General features: G+C 71.9%; 14 protein-coding genes, 1 pseudogene and 1 riboswitch. Of the genes and pseudogenes, 6 read left to right on the top strand and 9 right to left on the bottom strand.

Annotated elements, in window-relative coordinates:
- Positions 1-679 precede the first annotated feature (679 nt).
- Positions 680-2,881: an NADP-dependent isocitrate dehydrogenase gene (locus tag FIV43_RS01045; RefSeq protein ID WP_141012631.1), complete on the bottom strand. Its 2,202-nt coding sequence runs from the start codon at positions 2,879-2,881 to the stop codon at positions 680-682.
- Positions 2,882-3,038: 157 nt separating this feature from the next.
- Between FIV43_RS01045 and FIV43_RS21300 the strand changes: the two genes are divergently transcribed.
- Positions 3,039-4,127, top strand: a complete 1,089-nt coding sequence (locus tag FIV43_RS21300; RefSeq protein ID WP_196780933.1) for an MIP/aquaporin family protein — start codon at positions 3,039-3,041, stop codon at positions 4,125-4,127.
- 39 nt (positions 4,128-4,166) lie between these two features.
- On the opposite strand, the gene FIV43_RS01035 is transcribed toward FIV43_RS21300, so the two are convergent.
- Positions 4,167-4,586 carry a hypothetical protein gene (locus FIV43_RS01035; RefSeq protein ID WP_141012630.1) on the bottom strand — a complete coding sequence of 140 codons (420 nt, stop codon included), beginning with the start codon at positions 4,584-4,586 and terminating at the stop codon, positions 4,167-4,169.
- Between the two features lie 358 nt (positions 4,587-4,944).
- On the opposite strand from FIV43_RS01035, the gene FIV43_RS01030 reads away from it, so the two are divergent.
- Positions 4,945-5,931: a malate dehydrogenase gene (locus FIV43_RS01030; protein ID WP_141012629.1), complete on the top strand. Its 987-nt coding sequence runs from the start codon at positions 4,945-4,947 to the stop codon at positions 5,929-5,931.
- 167 nt (positions 5,932-6,098) lie between these two features.
- Here FIV43_RS01030 and FIV43_RS01025 read toward each other — a convergent pair whose 3' ends face one another.
- From FIV43_RS01025 to FIV43_RS01005, 5 genes are all read right to left on the bottom strand, one after another.
- The gene (locus FIV43_RS01025) at positions 6,099-6,341 is read right to left on the bottom strand and encodes a DUF3017 domain-containing protein (protein WP_181407637.1); all 243 of its coding nucleotides are present in this window, start codon (positions 6,339-6,341) and stop codon (positions 6,099-6,101) included.
- A gap of 101 nt (positions 6,342-6,442) precedes the next feature.
- The gene (locus FIV43_RS01020) at positions 6,443-7,303 is read right to left on the bottom strand and encodes a bifunctional methylenetetrahydrofolate dehydrogenase/methenyltetrahydrofolate cyclohydrolase (RefSeq protein WP_141012627.1); all 861 of its coding nucleotides are present in this window, start codon (positions 7,301-7,303) and stop codon (positions 6,443-6,445) included.
- A gap of 17 nt (positions 7,304-7,320) precedes the next feature.
- Positions 7,321-8,913 (bottom strand): bifunctional phosphoribosylaminoimidazolecarboxamide formyltransferase/IMP cyclohydrolase, encoded by a 1,593-nt coding sequence (purH, locus tag FIV43_RS01015; protein ID WP_141012626.1) that lies wholly within the window; start codon positions 8,911-8,913, stop codon positions 7,321-7,323.
- A gap of 47 nt (positions 8,914-8,960) precedes the next feature.
- A riboswitch (ZMP/ZTP riboswitch) is annotated at positions 8,961-9,036 on the bottom strand.
- A 2-nt stretch (positions 9,037-9,038) separates the two neighbouring features.
- Entirely contained in the window at positions 9,039-9,674 is a 636-nt protein-coding gene (gene purN / locus FIV43_RS01010; protein WP_141012625.1) for a phosphoribosylglycinamide formyltransferase, read from the bottom strand.
- A 35-nt stretch (positions 9,675-9,709) separates the two neighbouring features.
- Positions 9,710-11,020 (bottom strand): cell division protein PerM, encoded by a 1,311-nt coding sequence (locus FIV43_RS01005; RefSeq protein ID WP_141012624.1) that lies wholly within the window; start codon positions 11,018-11,020, stop codon positions 9,710-9,712.
- A gap of 79 nt (positions 11,021-11,099) precedes the next feature.
- On the opposite strand from FIV43_RS01005, the gene FIV43_RS01000 reads away from it, so the two are divergent.
- The 4 genes from FIV43_RS01000 (at position 11,100) to FIV43_RS00985 (ending at position 15,172) form a co-directional block, all read left to right on the top strand.
- Complete coding sequence (locus tag FIV43_RS01000; protein ID WP_141012623.1) at positions 11,100-12,164, top strand: SigE family RNA polymerase sigma factor; 1,065 nt, start codon at positions 11,100-11,102, stop codon at positions 12,162-12,164.
- A gap of 23 nt (positions 12,165-12,187) precedes the next feature.
- Positions 12,188-13,015 (top strand): hypothetical protein, encoded by an 828-nt coding sequence (locus tag FIV43_RS00995; RefSeq protein WP_141012622.1) that lies wholly within the window; start codon positions 12,188-12,190, stop codon positions 13,013-13,015.
- 122 nt (positions 13,016-13,137) lie between these two features.
- Entirely contained in the window at positions 13,138-13,650 is a 513-nt protein-coding gene (locus FIV43_RS00990) for an RNA polymerase sigma factor (protein WP_141012621.1), read from the top strand.
- Positions 13,643-15,172, top strand: a complete 1,530-nt coding sequence (locus FIV43_RS00985; protein WP_141012620.1) for a hypothetical protein — start codon at positions 13,643-13,645, stop codon at positions 15,170-15,172. Before FIV43_RS00990 ends, FIV43_RS00985 begins: the two co-directional genes overlap by 8 nt.
- A 95-nt stretch (positions 15,173-15,267) precedes the next feature.
- Here the strand turns inward: FIV43_RS00985 and sucD are convergent.
- A pseudogene (sucD, locus tag FIV43_RS00980) lies at positions 15,268-16,163 on the bottom strand (succinate--CoA ligase subunit alpha).
- Between the two features lie 18 nt (positions 16,164-16,181).
- Entirely contained in the window at positions 16,182-17,348 is a 1,167-nt protein-coding gene (gene sucC, locus FIV43_RS00975; protein WP_141012619.1) for an ADP-forming succinate--CoA ligase subunit beta, read from the bottom strand.
- Between the last annotated feature and the right edge of the window lie 251 nt (positions 17,349-17,599).

Below are 17,599 nucleotides of genomic sequence, written 5' to 3'. Positions count from 1 at the left end.
GAACCAGTTCGACTCCGCGCACCCCTGGGCTGGACCGGCGGTGGGCAGCGGGACGTCGTTGCTGGTGTTCGCGAACGCGACCGGCCCGTGCGCGGCCGAGACGATGCCGTTGCAGAGGGTGCCCGCCGCCCACTGCGACCCCGCCGAGTACGTCGTCACCCCGTTCTCGTTGAGATACCCGGGCTGGCCGGGCGGGTCGGACCCGAACGGATACTCGGTCAGCGTCTGGACGTGGTCGCCCGCGTCCCAGCCGGGCGCACCGGCGGCGCTGGGCTCGGGCCAGGTGACGTTCTCGAAGTTCTCCACGAAGAAGAACTCCGCCGGCTCCATGACGCCGGGGTTGCCCGGTTCGGCGGCTGCCGGGGGCGGGCTGGCGACGTCGAGGGCCACCGGCACCGTGCTCAGCGTGGTGCCCAGCAGGCCGGCAGCGAGCAGCGCGCGCACGCCGCGCCGTGGCGGTACCCGTTCACCCATCCGGCCGCCCCCGAGGTCAGGACCACGTGCCCCGACGACACGCCCTAGGAAAGTACCGAAACCTCGGCGATCCGGCCAGGGATTCCGCCGCGGCGGCGCGCCGGTCCGCGACCTTCACCCGGACGGGCGAGGACCGGACGACGCACGAGGGCCCGGGGAGCGACTGCTCCCCGGGCCCTCACGTCGCGCCTGCGCCGCTGGTCGCTCAGAACGTGTCGAGCGCCTCGTTCAGGGTGGCGCTGGGACGCATCACCGCGGAGGCCAACTCGCCGTCCGGGTAGTAGTACCCACCGATGTCGGCGGGCGAGCCCTGGACCGCCTTCAGCTCCTCGACGATCGTCGACTCGGCGGCCGACAGCTTCTCGGCGAGCGGCGCGAAGACCGCAGCCAGGTCGGCGTCCGCGGTCTGCTTCGCCAGTTCCTGGGCCCAGTAGAGGCCGAGGTAGAAGTGCGAGCCACGGTTGTCGATCGTGCCGAGCTTGCGGCCCGGCGAGCGGTCCTCGTTGAGGAAGGTCTCGGTGGCGGCGTCGAGCGCGTCGGCCAAGACCTGCGCCGCGGGGGCGCCGGCCTGCTCGGCGTACTTCTCCAGCGAGGGGACCAGGGCGAAGAACTCGCCGAGGCTGTCCCAGCGCAGGTAGTTCTCCTCGACCAACTGCTGCACGTGCTTGGGCGCGGAGCCACCGGCACCGGTCTCGAAGAGACCGCCCCCGGCGATCAGCGGGACCACCGAGAGCATCTTGGCGGAGGTGCCGAGCTCCAGGATCGGGAACAGGTCGGTGTTGTAGTCGCGCAGCACGTTGCCGGTCACCGAGATGGTGTCCTCGCCCTTGCGCATCCGCTGCAGCGAGTAGGCCGCGGCCAGCGACGGCGCCAGGATCTGGATCTCCAGTCCCTCGGTGTCGTGCTCGGGCAGGTAGGCCTCGATCTTCTTGATCAGCTCGGCGTCGTGGGCACGCGACTCGTTGAGCCAGAAGACCGCCGGCGAGCCGGTGGCACGGGCCCGGGAGACGGCCAGCTTGACCCAGTCCCGGATCGGGACGTCCTTGGTCTGGCAGGCGCGCCAGATGTCACCTGCCTCGACGTCGTGCTCGATCAGCACGTCACCGTTGGAGGCCAGCACCCGGACGGTGCCGGGCTCGGAGATCTCGAAGGTCTTGTCGTGCGAGCCGTACTCCTCGGCCGCCTTCGCCATCAGACCGACATTGGGCACGGTGCCGATGGTGGCCGGGTCGAGCGGGCCGTTGGCCTTGACGTCGTCGATGACGGCCTGGAAGACACCGGCGTAGGAGGAGTCCGGGATCACCGCGAGGGTGTCGTCCTCACCGCCGTCCACGCCCCACATCCGACCGCCGTTGCGGATCATCGCCGGCATCGAGGCATCGATGATCACGTCGCTGGGGACGTGCAGGTTGGTGATGCCCTTGTCGGAGTTGACGTAGGAGAGGCGCGGGCCGCCGGCCAGGGCGTCGTCGAAGGCCTTCTTGATCTGCTCGCCGCCCTCGATCTGGTCGAGACCGGCCAGGATCGCGCCGAGCCCGTCGTTGGCGGAGAGGCCGGCGCCGGCCAGCTGCTCGCCGTACTGGCCGAAGACCTCGGCGAAGAAGGCCTTCACGACGTGCCCGAAGATGATCGGGTCCGAGACCTTCATCATGGTCGCCTTGAGGTGCACCGAGAAGAGCACGTCGGCGTCCTTGGCGCGGGCGATCGCGTTCTTCAGGAACGCCTGCAGGTGGACGGCCTCCATCTTGGTGGCGTCCACGATCTCGCCGGCCAGCACGTTCAGGCCGTCCTTGAGGACCTTGGTCTCGCCGGCCGCGGTCTCCAGCACGATGGAGAGGGTGTCGTCGGCGGCCAGGGTCACCGACTTCTCGTTCGCCGCGAAGTCGTGCTCGCCCATGGTGGCGACCTCGGTCTTCGAGCCCTCGGTGAAGGGCTTGTTGGTGTGCGGGTGCGCCTTGGCGTAGTTCTTCACCGAGGCGGGGGCGCGGCGGTCGGAGTTGCCCTCGCGCAGCACCGGGTTGACGGCGGAGCCCTTGACCTTGTCGTACTTGGCGCGGATCTCCTCCTCCTCGGGCGTGGCCGGGGACTCCGGGTAGTCCGGGACGTCGAAGCCCTGCGCCTGCAGCTCCTTGACCGCGGCCTTGAGCTGCGGGATGGAGGCGGAGATGTTGGGCAGCTTGACGATGTTCGCGGCCGGGGTCTTGGCGAGCTCGCCGAGCTCGGTGAGCGCATCGTCGGCGAGGCCGAACTGCGCCAGGATGCGGGCGGCCACCGAGATGTCGCGGGTCTCGACGTTCACGCCGGCCTTGGCCGCGTAGGCCGAGATGATCGGCAGGAAGGAGTACGTCGCCAGCAGCGGCGCCTCGTCGGTGTAGGTGTAGATGATGCTGGGCGTTTCGTTGGCCATGTTGCGGCGTCGCTCCTGGATCTCACGAGATTGCTTGACATCAAGATATCTGATGGGGCCGAAGGCGTCCCATCGTCGCCCACCCTAGTAACGGGCGCGCCGAACGGCGATGTGGTGCGTGACCAGGGGACATCGGAGGTTCTAGAGTGACGGATGAGTGCGGCCGCTCCGGGAGCCGCTGGAGAGCGAGAGGGACATGACCGAGGAAGTTACAGAAGAGACTGCCCCGCCCACGATGGCCCAGAAGATCGCCGCCGAGGCGGTCGGCACCTTCGTCCTGGTGTTCTTCGGCTGCGGCTCCGTCGCCGCCTGGAACGCCGCTGCCGGCGGGTTCGACCCGCTGGCCACCGCCTTCGCCTTCGGCCTCACCGTGTTGGTCTCGGCCTACGCGTTCGGCCGGATCTCGGGTGGCCACTTCAACCCCGCCGTCTCCCTGGGCGCCGCCCTCGGCGGCCGCCTGTCGTGGAAGGACTTCGGCATCTACGCCGCGGTCCAGATCGTCGCCGCGCTGGTCGCGGCCGGCGTGCTCCGTGTGCTGCTGATGGGCTTCGACGGCTACGACGTCGACAGCGCCGGCCTCGGCGCCAACGGCTTCGGCGAGCAGTCCGGCTTCACCGAGTACGCGTGGTGGGCCGCCTTCCTGCTCGAGCTCGTGATGACCTTCGTCTTCGTGATGGTGATCCTGGCCGTCACCGACGAGCGCAACCGTGCGGTCGCCGCGCTGGCACCGCTGGCCATCGGCCTCACCCTGACCCTGGTGCACCTCGTCGGAATCTCCGCGACGGGCACCTCGGTGAACCCGGCCCGGTCGATCGGCCCGGCGATCATGAGCTTCAACGGCGACGCGATCCTGCAGCTGTGGTTGTTCATCCTGGCTCCCGCGCTCGGTGGCGCGCTCGCCGGCCTGCTGGCGCCGGTGCTCTTCGGCCGGGACAAGGACCCGATCCCCGGCTCCGGACTCAGCGCCGGCAGCGGCGGCTCCTCCAACCCCGGCTTCACCCAGCAGTGGGCGCAGACCGGCCAGCCCGGCCAGGCCGGTCAGCCTGGCCAGCACGCGCAGCACGCGCAGCACGGGCAGGTGGGCCAGCAGCCGGACCAGCCGATCATCCAGGACGGATGGCAGTGGGACCCGGTCGCCCAGCAGTGGATCCCGGCCCAGCAGCAGGCTCCCCAGGCGCCGCAGCAGGGTGGCTGGGCGCCGCCCGGCGGCGACGACGGGCACACCCAGGTGCGCCCTCCGCAGTGACGCCGGGGCGGACGCCGGCCTGAGCCGGTCCGACCCGAATCAGCGGGGCTCGTCGAACGCGACGAGCCCCGCTGTCGCGTTCCGGACCAGTCCGATGCCGGGCGCGTAGAGCCGGGTCGCCGAGCCCTCCGCCTCGGTCACCGCGAGCACCACCACGTCATCGAGCTCACCGAGCGGCGTCTCCAGCTCCGCATCGGTCTGCTCCACCTCGGCCCGCACGTCGAGCCCGTCGGCCAGCGCCATCCGGAAGCCGTCCCCCCGGCGCGGCGCGGCCGGCATCGCCAGACCGGGCTCCTCGAACCAGGTCTCGTCGCGGCCGAACCACCACACGTTGCCGGCCGTGTCCTGGGCGTAGCGGTCGGTGACGCTGCCGCGCTCGCGTCCCCGGCGGTCCAGCACGGTGCGGACCAGCGCCGTGGTGGTGACGCCGGCGTGGACGCCTCCCGCCTCGGCGGCCACCCGGACCTCTCCCCCTCGGGCTCGCCCGGCGCGGGCTGGTAGGTCCAGGTCGCACCGACCGGCATCGGCAGCCAGCGGTTGTCGACCTCGGCGACGAAGTCGTCGGGGTCGGGCTCCGGGGTCGGGATGGTCAATCCGTCCACGCCCGTGGGCGGGCTGGGCTCCGCCGCGGAGCCGCACCCGGTGAGCACCGTGGCCACGGTCAGCAGTCCGGCGGCGACGACGCCGCGGGGCGTCGTACGGCGTGGTGGGGTCACCGGGCCATCGTCTCGCAGCCGCCGCCCGGCTCCCGCCCGGGGCCCGGGCGCTGCTAGCGTCGCGGGAGGTCGAACCCGCCTTTCTCCTGAGGAGTGTCCACGTGAGCACCACCCCGCTCAAGGTCGCCGTCACCGGCGCCGCCGGCCAGATCGGCTACAGCCTGCTCTTCCGCATCGCCAGCGGCGCGATCGCCGGAGACCGCCCCGTCGAGCTGCGGCTGCTCGAGATCGAGCCCGCCCTGAAGGCGCTCGAAGGCGTCGTCATGGAGCTCGACGACTGCGCCTTCCCCAACCTCGCCGGTGTCCAGATCGGCTCCGACCCGGAGAAGATCTTCGACGGGGTGAACCTCGCGCTGCTGGTCGGTGCCCGCCCCCGAGGCCCCGGCATGGAGCGCGGCGACCTCCTCGAGGCCAACGGCGCGATCTTCACCGCGCAGGGCAAGGCGCTGAACAAGGTGGCCGCCTCCGACGTCCGCGTCGGCGTCACCGGCAACCCGGCCAACACCAACGCGCTGATCGCGATGACCAACGCCCCCGACATCCCGGACGAGCGCTTCTCGGCGCTGACCCGCCTCGACCACAACCGGGCGATCTCCCAGCTGGCCGCGAAGACCGGCGCCGAGGTCACCGACATCACCAAGATGACCATCTGGGGCAACCACTCCGCCACCCAGTACCCCGACCTCTTCCACGCCGAGGTCGCCGGCCGGAACGCCGCCGAGACCGTGGGCGACCAGGACTGGCTGGAGAACACCTTCATCCCGACCGTCGCCAAGCGCGGCGCCGCCATCATCGACGCCCGCGGCGCCTCCTCGGCCGCCTCGGCCGCCTCGGCGACCTGCGACGCGGCCCGCGACTGGCTCAACGGCACCCCCGAGGGCGACTGGGTCTCCATGGCGGTGCGCTCCGACGGCTCCTACGGCGTGCCGGAGGGTCTGATCTCCTCGTTCCCGGTGACCACCGCCGGCGGCGACTGGAGCATCGTCCAGGGCCTGGAGATCGACGACTTCTCCCGCGGCAAGATCGACGCCACCGTCAACGAGCTGGCCGACGAGAAGGCCGCGGTCACCGAGCTCGGCCTGATCTGACCGTCGAGTTGGGGGTTCGGCCCCCTTGAGTCGGGGGTTCGGGCCCCTCGACCGAGGGGTTCGGGCCACCGGACACCGGTACGACGAGCGCGTGTCACCTCCGGGTGGCACGCGCTCGCCGTCGTTTTCCCGGCGATCACGCCGGTCCACGCACACCGGCGAGCGGGTCAGTCGCCGGGCTGGTCCGGGATCGTGACGGTGAGGAAGGCGATCGCGGCACCGACGACGAGCAGCAGCGAGGTGTCGAGGAAGCGGTTGCGCACCGCCAGCATCCCGGCGTCCTTCTCCGGGAAGGTCAGGCGCAGGACACCGGCGACACCCATCGCGCCGGCCAGGTAGCGCAGACCCACCCGCCAGTCCCCGGTGAGGGCGACGTACCCGATGGAGCCGATCGCGACCACCAGGATCACGATGTAGCAGGCTCCCCCGATCGTCGACGGATAACGGCGCGGCTCGGGCTTCTCGGCGGGCTCGGGCGGCTCGGGCGCGGCGTCGTTCAGCGTGGGGCTCCTCAGCGGGTGGTCGCGGCTGCCTGCTCAGCCATCGACACGACGTTGGCCAGCAGCATCGCACGTGTCATCGGACCGACCCCACCCGGATTGGGCGAGACCCATCCGGCGGTGTCCCAGACATCCGCGGCGACGTCGCCGGCGATCTTGCCGTCGACCCGCGAGACCCCCACGTCGAGCACGGCAGCGCCCGGCTTGACCATGTCGCCGGTGATGATGCCGGGCACCCCGGCCGCGGCCACCACGATGTCCGCGTTGCGCACGTGCGCGGCCAGGTCGACGGTCCCGGTGTGACACAGGGTCACGGTGGCGTTCTCGCTGCGCCGGGTCAGCAGCAGCCCCAGCGGCCGGCCGACGGTGACGCCGCGACCGACCACGACGACCTCGGCACCGGCGATCGCGACGTCGTGGCGCCGCAGCAGCTCCACGATCCCGTACGGCGTGCACGGCAGCGGCGCCGGATTGCCGAGCACCAGCCAGCCGAGGTTGGTCGGGTGCAGGCCGTCGGCGTCCTTGGCGGGGTCGATCAGACCGAGCACCCGGTTCTCGTCGCGGCCCCGCGGCAACGGCAGCTGCACGATGTAGCCGGTGCACGCCGGATCGGCGTTGAGGGTGGCGACGGCGTCCTCGATCTGCTGCTGGGTCGCCTCCTCGGGGAGGTCGACGCGGATCGAGGCGATGCCGACCTCGGCGCAGTCCTTGTGCTTGCCGTTGACGTACCAGCGGGAGCCGGGGTCGTCGCCGACCAGCACCGTGCCGAGGCCCGGCGTGATGCCCTTCTCGCGCAGTGCGGCGACCCGCACCCGCAGCTCGTCCTTGATCGCGGCGGCGGTGGCCGACCCGTCCAGCTTCTGTGCGCTCATCGTGGTGTCCTTCCGACTCAGTGCGCGAAGTGGCGGGTGCCGGTGAAGTACATGGTCACGCCGGCGGCCCGGCAGGCCTCGATCGTCTGCTCGTCGCGGACCGAGCCGCCCGGTTGCACGATGGCCCGCACGCCCGCGTCGATCAGGATCTGCGGGCCGTCGGCGAACGGGAAGAAGGCGTCGGAGGCGGCGACCGCACCCCGGGCCCGGCGCGTGCCCTCGACCAGGGTGTCGGCGCGCTCGACGGCGAGGCGGCAGGAGTCCACCCTGTTGACCTGGCCCATGCCGATGCCGACGGCGGCGCCGTCCGCGGCGAGCAGGATCGCGTTGGACTTGGCAGCCCGCACCGACCGCCAGGCGAACGCCAGGTCGGCCAGGGTCTGCTCGTCGGCGGCCTCTCCGGTGGCCAGCGTCCAGTGGGCCGGGTCGTCGCCCTCGGCCTGGAACCGGTCGGCGTGCTGCACCAGCAGGCCGCCGCTGATCGGACGGGTCTCGACGCCGCCCTGGGCCACCGGCTCGGCGACCAGGATCCGGATGTTCTTCTTGCCCTGCAGCACCTCGACCGCACCGTCCTCGTAGCCGGGCGCGACGATCACCTCGGTGAAGATCTCGGCGACCTGCTCGGCCATCGCCACGGAGACCGGGACGTTGGTGGCGATCACGCCCCCGAACGCGGAGACCGGGTCGCACTCGTGTGCCCGGCGGTGCGCCTCGGCGACGTCGGCCCCGACCGCGATGCCGCACGGGTTGGCGTGCTTGATGATCGCGACCGTCGGCTGGTCGCCGTGGTCGTGTGCGGCCCGCCGGGCGGCGTCGGTGTCGACGTAGTTGTTGTAGGACATCTCCTTGCCGTGCAGCTGCTCGGCGGCGGCCAGCCCGCCGGGGCCGTGTCCGGCGCGGTAGAGGGCGGCCGGCTGGTGCGGGTTCTCCCCGTACCGCAGCGAGGCGGCCTTGTCCCAGGTGGCGCCGATCCAGGCCGGGAAGCCGGTCGGCTCGCCGTCGACCACCGAGGTGTCGGTGAGCACGCTGCCCATCCACGAGGCGACCTGGACGTCGTACGTCGCGGTGTGGACGAACGCCTTGGCGGCGAGCTGCTGGCGCTCGGCGAGCGTGAACCCCTCGCCCTGCGCGGCCTGCAGGGCCGCGGTGTAGTCGGCACCGTCGGTGACGATCGCGACCGAGGCGTGGTTCTTCGCCGCGGCCCGCACCATGGACGGGCCGCCGATGTCGATCTTCTCGATGCAGTCCTGCACGCCGGCGCCGGAGGCGACGGTGGCGGCGAACGGGTAGAGGTTGACCACGACCAGGTCGAACGGCGCCACCTCGAGCTCCTCGAGCTGGGCGACGTGCTCGGGCAGCCGGCGGTCGGCGAGGATCCCCGCGTGGACCCGGGGGTGCAGCGTCTTCACCCGACCGTCGAGGCACTCGGGGAAGCCGGTCAGCTCCTCGACCCTGGTGACCGGGAGGCCCAGGCCGTCGATCAGTGCGGCGGACCCGCCGGTGGAGACGAGCTCGACGCCCGCCTCGTGCAGGCCGCGGACGAGGTCGTCGAGGCCGGTCTTGTCGAAGACGGAGATCAGTGCTCGCTTGATCTGGATCCGGTCAGTCACAGGGGTAGATCTCCCTCATCGGTGGAAACGGTTCTCACGGTTCTCGATGAGGGCACCCAGGCGGTCGATGCCGACTCGTCACTCCCCGGTGGTCCCCCACCCGCGCCAGTCGTGTGCCCCGAAGTCTAGTGAGACTCGTCCGCGCTGGCGAACCGGCCGAACCGGACCCGGCGGCCCTCCACCCGGAAACCCTCGCGCGCCATCCGCCCGACCGTGTCGACCAGCATCGCGCGCTCGGCGACCTTGATCCGCTCGTGCAGGGTCTCGGTCGTGTCGTCGTCGGCGACCGGCACCACGGTCTGCGCGACGATCGCGCCGGTGTCCACCCCAGCGTCGACCACGAAGAGCGTCGCGCCGGTGACCTTCACGCCGTACTCGAGGGCGTCGCGGGGCCCGTGCATCCCGGGGAACGCGGGCGAGAGCGCCGGATGAGTGTTGACCGTGCGTCCGCCGAAGGCGGCGAGGAAGTCGTCGCCGACGAGCTTCATGAAACCGGCCAGCACCACCAGGTCGGGCCGGTACGACGCCACCCGCTCGGCGAGCGCGGCGTCCCACTCCGCGCGGGAGCCGTGGTCACCGACGCGCTGCGCGAAGGTCGCGATCCCGGACCGCTCGGCCCGCGCCAGTCCCTCGATGCCGTCGCGGTCGGCACCGACCGCCACGACCTCGGCGCCGTAGGCGGGATCGGCGGTGGCGTCGATCAGTGCCTGCAGGTTGCTGCCGGCACCGGAGACGAGGACGACCAGTCGGGCGCGAGTCACGCCGCGGAGTCTAGGGGCGGCGGGTCGCGGAGGCGTCAGCCGCGTCGCGGCAGTCGGGCGCGCAGGCCGCTCAGGCGGTCCCGGAGTCGTCCGCCGCGGGACTGCCAGCCGGTCACCGCCAACGCGCCGAGCAGGCCGCCGATGCCGAGAGCGGTGGTCGCGTGCAGCAGCACGTCGGTGGCGACGGGGCCCACGTCCTGCATCCGGCCCGGTCCGACCGCACCGCCGGCGAACGCGGTGAGCGCGCCGAGCAGCACGCCGGCGACGATCCCGCCGCCGCAGCCGCGCACGGCCGCCCGGTCCCAGGAGCCGGCCGGGTGACGGTGCACCGCGCGCCCGGCGACGACGGCGGCGAGCAGCACCGGAGTGACCATCAGCCACGGCGTCCAGGACGGCGTGGGCGAGCTGTCCGGCAGCGCCGCGAGCATCGGCACCATCGGCAGCGGGCCGAGCACGACGAGGGTGGGTGAGACCAGGGTGCCGGTGCCGATCACGAAGCCCGGCCCCATCAGATAGCTGCTGGTGAACAGCGCCGCGTTGGGCAGCAGGGCCAGCGACAGTGCCAGCAGCGCCACGGTGTCCGCGGTGCCGCCGTCGAGCTGGGAGGTGATGTTGGCCGCGGTGGAGAAGTCGAGGACCAGGGCGACGAGGAAGGCGAGGGTGGACAGGCCCAGCCACCACACCAGGATGCCGCGGGCGACGCCGTAGGCCGCACGCAGCGAGGACGGCAGGTGCTGGGTCCAGATCGCCGCGCGTCCGGCCCCGCGGGCGATCGCCGGGCCGCCGACGATCGCGGCGATCCCGATCGACGAGCCGACCACCCGGGTCAGGCTGGGCGCGGTGCTCATCGTCGAGGCCAGGACCGCCGTGCCCACCCCGACCACGACGTAGCCGGCGGCGAAGAGGGCCACCGCGACCGGGACGGTCCAGTCCCGCTCGCCGTCGGCGATCCGGTCGTTGTCGGGACCGTGCCCGGAGACCGCCTCACCGACCCGGTGCCCGAGCCGCCAGGTGGCCCAGGCGCAGCCGAGGGTGATGCCGAGGGGGATCGCGGTGATCCGGACCCCGTCGACCACCACGCCGGAGCCGTGGGCGAGTAGCCAACCGAAGGCACCGACCCGCAGCGCGTCGGAGGGTTGGCCGTGACCGCCGGCATCGGTGAGGAACCAGCCCACGACGCCCAGCGCGAGACAGACCATCAGCGGCCCGAGCGCGGCCAGCGCTCCCCCGACGGTCGCGGTGAGGACCAGCGGGCGGCGCGTCGCGAGGTCCCGCCGGACCTCGGCGGCGCTGCGCGAGCGACCCTCCGCGGACCCGCGGGTGAGGGACGAGGGAAGCGACGTCATGGTGCCTCCATGATGAGCCGGGAGCCCGGCCCGGTGGCGCTGCCACGCCGCAACCACGATGGCGTAGGTTGGAGCGGCCATGAACGACCTCGACCCGCGCACCGATCCCCCGACGCGTGAGGCCCTCGCCGACGGTTTCGATGCGTTCTACAAGCAGACCCGGGACCGACTGCTGCTGCAGACCTTCGCCCTCACCGGCGACCTGAACGCCTCGCGCAGCGCGGTGCGCGACGCCTTCGTCGTCGCCTGGCACCACTGGCGCAAGCTGTCCCGCAACGAACTCGCCGAGGCCGAGGTGCGGCCGCGGGCGTGGCGCAACGCCACCCGCCGTACCACTGCCAAGCCGTGGGGGAGGACCAAGGACCTCGACCCCACCACGAAGGCCACGCTGTCCGCGCTCTCGGCGCTGACCCACCGCCAGCGTTCGGCACTGATCCTCACCCAGCTGGCCGCGGTGAGCCTGCAGGACATGGCGCGCGAGATCGGGCTGCCGGTCGAGGAGGCCGAGCGCGAGCTCCAGGCCGGCGCGGCCCGCTTCGTCACCCAGCCCGACGTGCCCGACGACGTCCCGATCCACACCGCGCTGGCAGGTCTGGCCCGGGTCACCGAGTCGGCGACCTGGCCTCGGCCCACCATCATCCGCCGGGCCGGGGCCGCCCGGCGCCGCGCCCACACCGTGGTCGGCGTGACCGCCGCGGTGGCCGTCTTCCTCGGCGCCGGCATCGCGGTCGGCGACGCCGCCGGGGTCCGGCCGACCCTGGACCGCGAGCCGCTCCCGGAGGCGGCGAGCTCGCAGGCACCGACGGCCCAGGTCCGGCTGCCCGACACCGCGCTGCTCACCCAGGAGGACGTGCAGGGCACCCTGGCCGGCCGTCCGTGGGTCCAGGGCCGCACCACCGACAACTCGACCGGGAACGGCCTGGTCCACCACTGCCAGAGCAGCCGGTACGCCGACCCGCGCGGTGTCGCCGCCTGGGCCAGGATCTTCCGGCTGAGCGATACGGAGCGACGCTTCGCCCAGACCGCCGAGGCCTCCACGAACCGCCGGGCCGCCCACCGGGCCTACGAACGGGCCCTGGGCTGGTTCAGCGCCTGCCTCCCCCGGACGGGGCCGACGTCACCGAGCTCGCGCACACCCAGCTGATCAGCACCGCCGAGGCGCCCCAGGTGGGCGACGAGGCGGCGGTCTTCCTGCTCCAGGCCACCGAGCCCACCGCCGCGCACGTGGTCGGCGTCGCCCGGACCGGCCGTTTCGTCACGGTCACCTCGATGGACACCGACGTGCCCGCGGGCCGGGCCGACCGGCAGGGCGTCGCGAACCTGCTCGGCGCCGCGGTGAACCGCCTCTGCGACCTCGCCGACGGCGGCGACTGCGCGCCGTCGCAGCCGCAGCTCGAGGACGTCCCGCCGTACTCGGTGCCCCGGTCCTCGGCCCTCCTCTCCACGATCGACATGCCGCCGGTCGGCGCCGAGTACGGCTTCCTGGTCGGCACCGCGGCGCGGCAGGTGACCACCACGCGCGGCCAGGCCCGGGTGCTGGGCTGCGACACGGTGACGCTGCAGCGCAGCTATGACGGCGCGCGGGTGAAGCACAACGTGTTCCGCAACTTCGTCTTCGTCGAGGGCGACCTGCCGACCACCGTCGGGCTTACCCAGGTGGCGGGCTCCCTGCCCACCCCGCGGGCGCAGGGCTTCGTGGCGCAGCTGCGCCGGCAGGTCGCCGCCTGCCCCGACTCCGACTCCTCGGCCGGCACCGAGGTGACCGAGCTGGTCCGTGAGGACGACGAGCGGACCAGCATCACCGCGTGGCGGATGGAGACCGCGCTGCCCGACGACGCGTCGGTCGACTACGACGTCGCCGTGGTCCGGGTCGGCACCGCCGTCAGTGAGCTGATCTACATCGGCGCGGACGACGCGCAGATCACCGACGACGACTTCGTCGCGCTGGCCCGCCGAGCAGCCGAGCGGCTCGGCGACATGCCACGCTACCGCTGAGCCTCGGGTCCGCACCGCGGCTCGGCGCCTCGGTCGAGAAATTCCTCTCGGCGACGCAACCCGTCGCCGGCCCGGCACGTATCTCCCACGACAACCGGCACAGAGGCGGAGAGGGGGACGGCATGGAAGCGGACGAGTTCGACGACTTCTACACCACGTCGTTCCGCCGGGTGACCAGTCAGGTCTACGCGATGATCGGCGACCTGGACGAAGCGACCGAGTGCGTCCAGGAGGCGTTCGCCAGGGCCTGGGCCCACCGCCGCAAGCTGGATCGCTCAGGGCACCCCGAGGCGTGGGTCCGCACCACCGCCTACCGCCTGGCCGTGAGCCGCTGGCGCCGCAAGAAGGTCGCCGCACGACCGGCGGACCGGGCGGTCGGGGCGCCGGTCCAGGTCCCGGCCCTCGACGAGTCCCACGTCGCACTCGTCGCCGCCCTCCGACAGCTCCCCGAAGCCCAACGGCAGGCGCTCGTGCTCCACCACATCGCCGACCTGCCCGTGCACCAGGTCGCGGCCGAGGTGGGCGTGCCCGAAGGAACCATCAAAGCCCGGCTGAGCCGTGGCCGCACCGCCCTCGCCTCCCTGCTCAGTGACGAGCCCGGCGGCCTCGCGGGAGGAGGTACCAGCCATGTCTGACCACGACCCGCTCCAGGAGCTGAGCCGGTTCGGCACCGAGTTCGAGGGAGGCGCCATGCCTGTCCCCGCTGCCGAGATCCGCCGTCGCGGTGATCGGATCCGCCGTCGCCGCCGCGCCCTCGCCGCCGGCGGTGCCGCGCTCGCCGTGGCGGTCGTCGCCGTCCCGGTGCTCGCCCTCACCGGCGACAGCGACAAGAAGGTGGCGCCGGCCGACCCCACCGACCCCACGCCGGTGACGCCCGCCGACCTGCTCAGCGACGCCGAGACCGTCTACTCCGACGGCGCCGACTGGTTCACCACCGGCACCTACCCCGGCGACGGCCAGTCCGCCTTCATCCCCTGCGCTCAGGAGTCGATGGGTGCACTGGGCGCCACCTCGATCCAGCAGCGCGACTTCGAGCTGCGACCGACCGACATCCGGCCCGGCGACGTGAACACCGATCCGGAGCCCACCAACCAGCTGCACCAGGCGGTCGCCGAGTTCGAGAGCCCGCAGCAGGCAGCGGCCGCCTACACCACCATCGCGTCCTGGGTCTCCGAGTGCCGGGGACAGGCCCCCGACACCGAGGACTACCGGATCTTCGACCCGTTGGAGGTGGACCAGCCCGCCGAGGGTGAGGCGACGATCCTGCAGGCGAACTACGGGCTGGGCGCGCTGCCCGAGCTCGACCCGTACGGCGACTCCGCCTACATCACCGAGACCGGCCTGGCCGTCAGCGGCACCCGGCTGACGGTGGCCCGGGTCCAGATCTACGGCCAGGACTACAACTTCCTCCCCGCTCAGGGCGGTACGCCGATGCAGCGGATGCTGCCGGTCGCCTCCGAGCTGATGCTGCCGGGCGGCGAGGAGCGGTCGACCGACACCACCACCAGCGCCACCGAGAGTGGCATCGGCGAGGCCGGCGACACCGCCCGACCGGACGCCGTGCCCGGCGACGCAGCGGCCGCCACGGTGACCTCCTTCCCTGAGGACTTCGCGCTCGACCAGGGCTGGGGCTCCTACGATGCCGCGTCCTACGACCTCACCGCCCCCGGCGACGACGGGCCCTCGCTCCTCGACGGCGCGTTCGACTCCGGCTGCGGTGGCGCGCCGGGCCCGGAGGCACCGACCGGCCGGCTCACCACCGAGCTCTCCGGGCCCACCCAGGGCTACGCACGCGAGGCGCAGCTCTTCCCCACCGACGAGGACGCCCAGGACGCGCTCGAGGACATCGTCGCCGGCTTCTCCGACTGTGTGCTCGACGCCACCGAGTCGATGACCCGCTACGACGTCGTCGGCGACGTGCTCGGCGACGACTCACGCCGCATCATCCGGTTGACCGAGACCGGCGACGGCGTGCCGGTGACCGAGTCCACCCAGGTGTGGTGGGTCGGCCGCACCGGCAACGCGCTCCTCCTGATGACCGGCACCGAGGAGGGTGGCGGCACGCTCGAGGCCGGCAACGCGCTCCTCGACGGCATGCTCGCCGACGCCGACCCCGCGTTCTCCGCACTGCAGGACCTCGTCGAGGGCAGCGGCTGACGCCGCCCCCGGTACGCCGACGGCCCCGCCCTCCGCAGTGGAGGACGGGGCCGTCGTACGTCATCGCGGCTCGGCCGCCGCGACGAAGAGCCGGATCAGAGGCTCTCCAGGATCTCCCGGGCCAGCGCGGCGGTGGCGGACGGCGTCTTGCCGACCTTCACGCCGACGGCCTCGAGGGCCTCCTGCTTGGCGGCCGCGGTGCCGGCGGAGCCGGACACGATCGCGCCCGCGTGGCCCATCGTCTTGCCCTCGGGGCGGTGAAGCCCGCGACGTAGCCGACGACCGGCTTGGTGATGTTCTCCTTGATGTACGCCGCGGCACGCTCCTCGGCGTCACCACCGATCTCGCCGATCATCACGATCACCTTGGTCTCCGGGTCCTCCTCGAAGGCCTGGAGGGCGTCGATGTGAGTGGTGCCCACGATCGGGTCGCCGCCGATGCCGATGGCGGTCGAGAAGCCGAAGTCCTTCAGCTCGAACATCATCTGGTAGGTCAGCGTGCCCGACTTGGAGACGAGACCGACCGGGCCGGAGCCGGTGATGGTGTGCGGGGTGATGCCGGCCAGCGACTCACCCGGGGTGATGATGCCCGGGCAGTTCGGACCGATCATCCGGGTGGACTTGCCCTGCAGGTAGGACCAGACCTCCGCGGTGTCCTGCACCGGAACGCCCTCGGTGATCACCACGATCAGCGGCATCTCGGCGTCGATGGCCTCGATGCAGGCGTCCTTGGTGAAGGCCGGCGGCACGAAGAGGACCGACACGTCGGCGCCGGTCTCCTTCATCGCCTCGGCGACGGTGCCGAAGACCGGCAGGTCGACGTCGTTGCCGTCAGCGTCCTTGTGCGACACCGTGGTGCCGGCCTTGCGGGCGTTCACGCCGCCCACGATGGTGGCACCGGAGTCGAGCATCAGGGCGGTGTGCTTGGCACCCATGCCGCCGGTGATGCCCTGGACGATGATCTTGCTGTCCTTGTTGAGGTAGATGCTCATGTTCTCTTCTCCCCGGCCTCAGGCGTTCGCCAGCTCGGCGGCCTTGTCGGCCGCACCGTCCATGGTGTCGACCTGGGTCACCAGCGGGTGGTCGAGGTCGTTGAGGATCGCGCGACCCTCGTCCACGTTGTTGCCGTCGAGACGGACGACGAGCGGCTTGGTCGCCTTGTCGCCGAGGAGCTCCAGGGCGCCCTTGATGCCGTTGGCGACCTCGTCGCAGGCGGTGATGCCGCCGAAGACGTTCACGAAGACGCTCTTGACCTGCGGGTCGTTGAGGATCACGTCGAGACCGTTGGCCATCACCTGGGCGTTCGCGCCGCCACCGATGTCGAGGAAGTTCGCCGGCTTCACGCCGCCGTGGTTCTCCCCGGCGTAGGCGACCACGTCGAGGGTGCTCATCACGAGACCCGCACCGTTGCCGATGATGCCGACCTGACCGTCGAGCTTGACGTAGTTGAGCCCGAGGTCCTTGGCCTTCGACTCCAGCGGGTCGGCCTCCTCGCGGATCTCGAACGCCGCGTGCTCGGGGTGCCGGAACTCCGAGGCGTTCTCGTCCAGCGAGACCTTGCCGTCCAGCGCCTCCAGCTTGTCACCGGCGAGCCGGGCCAGCGGGTTCACCTCGACGAGGGTCGCGTCCTCCTCGGTGAAGACCTTGTAGAGGTCCTGGATCATCGCCACGGCCTGCTCGAACACGGCCTCGGGGAACTTGGCCTCGGTCGCGATCGCACGGGCCTTCGCCTCGTCGACACCCGTGCCGGGGTCGATCGCGATCTGCTTCACGGCGTCGGGGTTGGTCTTGGCGACCTCCTCGATCTCCACACCACCCTCGACCGACGCGATGCACAGGTACTGGCGGTTCGAGCGGTCCAGCAGGAACGAGAAGTAGTACTCCTCCTCCGGCGGGGTCGCGGGGGTGACCAGCACCCGGTTGACCGGCAGGTCCTTGATGGTCAGGTTGAGGATGTTGGTCGCGTGCTCGAACGCCTCGTCCGGCGTCTTCGCGATCTTGACGCCGCCCGCCTTGCCGCGGCCACCCGCCTTGACCTGCGCCTTGATGACGGTCACGCCGCCCATCTCCTCGGCGGCGGCCTTGGCAGCCTCGGCCGTCTCGACGACCACGCCCTCGGTCACGGCGACGCCGTGCTTGGCGAAGAGGGTCTTCGCCTGGTACTCCATCAGATCCACAGATCAGTCCTCATCTTCGAGTGCGGGCGCACCGGCGAAGGGTGATCGCGGTGGGCTGCGCCCGTCCGGTTAGGAAGGTGCACCGCCGTGCGAGCGGAGGCACATCCTCGCCGCACCCTAGTCCCGACTCGCCAGTACGACGAGCCCGGGAGCGGCTCCGTGACCCACCTAACACCCAATTCGAGACGCCCCTGGAACTCCACAATGGCCAGCCCGTACGATTTCGGAGCAGTTGCAACCTCAGTTATGGT

It is taken from the genome of Nocardioides sambongensis, assembly GCF_006494815.1.
GTDB lineage: Bacteria > Actinomycetota > Actinomycetes > Propionibacteriales > Nocardioidaceae > Nocardioides > Nocardioides sambongensis.
This window is presented reverse-complemented; position numbering and strand designations above follow the sequence as displayed.

Excerpts from the sequence above, each read along its gene's own strand:
- FIV43_RS01045 (WP_141012631.1), bottom strand. The coding sequence starts at position 2,881 with ATGGCCAACGAAACGCCCAGCATCATCTACACCTACACCGACGAGGCG.
- FIV43_RS01020 (WP_141012627.1), bottom strand. The coding sequence starts at position 7,303 with ATGAGCGCACAGAAGCTGGACGGGTCGGCCACCGCCGCCGCGATCAAG.
- FIV43_RS01005 (WP_141012624.1), bottom strand. The coding sequence starts at position 11,020 with ATGACGTCGCTTCCCTCGTCCCTCACCCGCGGGTCCGCGGAGGGTCGC.
- FIV43_RS01000 (WP_141012623.1), top strand. The coding sequence starts at position 11,100 with ATGAACGACCTCGACCCGCGCACCGATCCCCCGACGCGTGAGGCCCTC.
- FIV43_RS00990 (WP_141012621.1), top strand. The coding sequence starts at position 13,138 with ATGGAAGCGGACGAGTTCGACGACTTCTACACCACGTCGTTCCGCCGG.
- FIV43_RS00985 (WP_141012620.1), top strand. The coding sequence starts at position 13,643 with ATGTCTGACCACGACCCGCTCCAGGAGCTGAGCCGGTTCGGCACCGAG.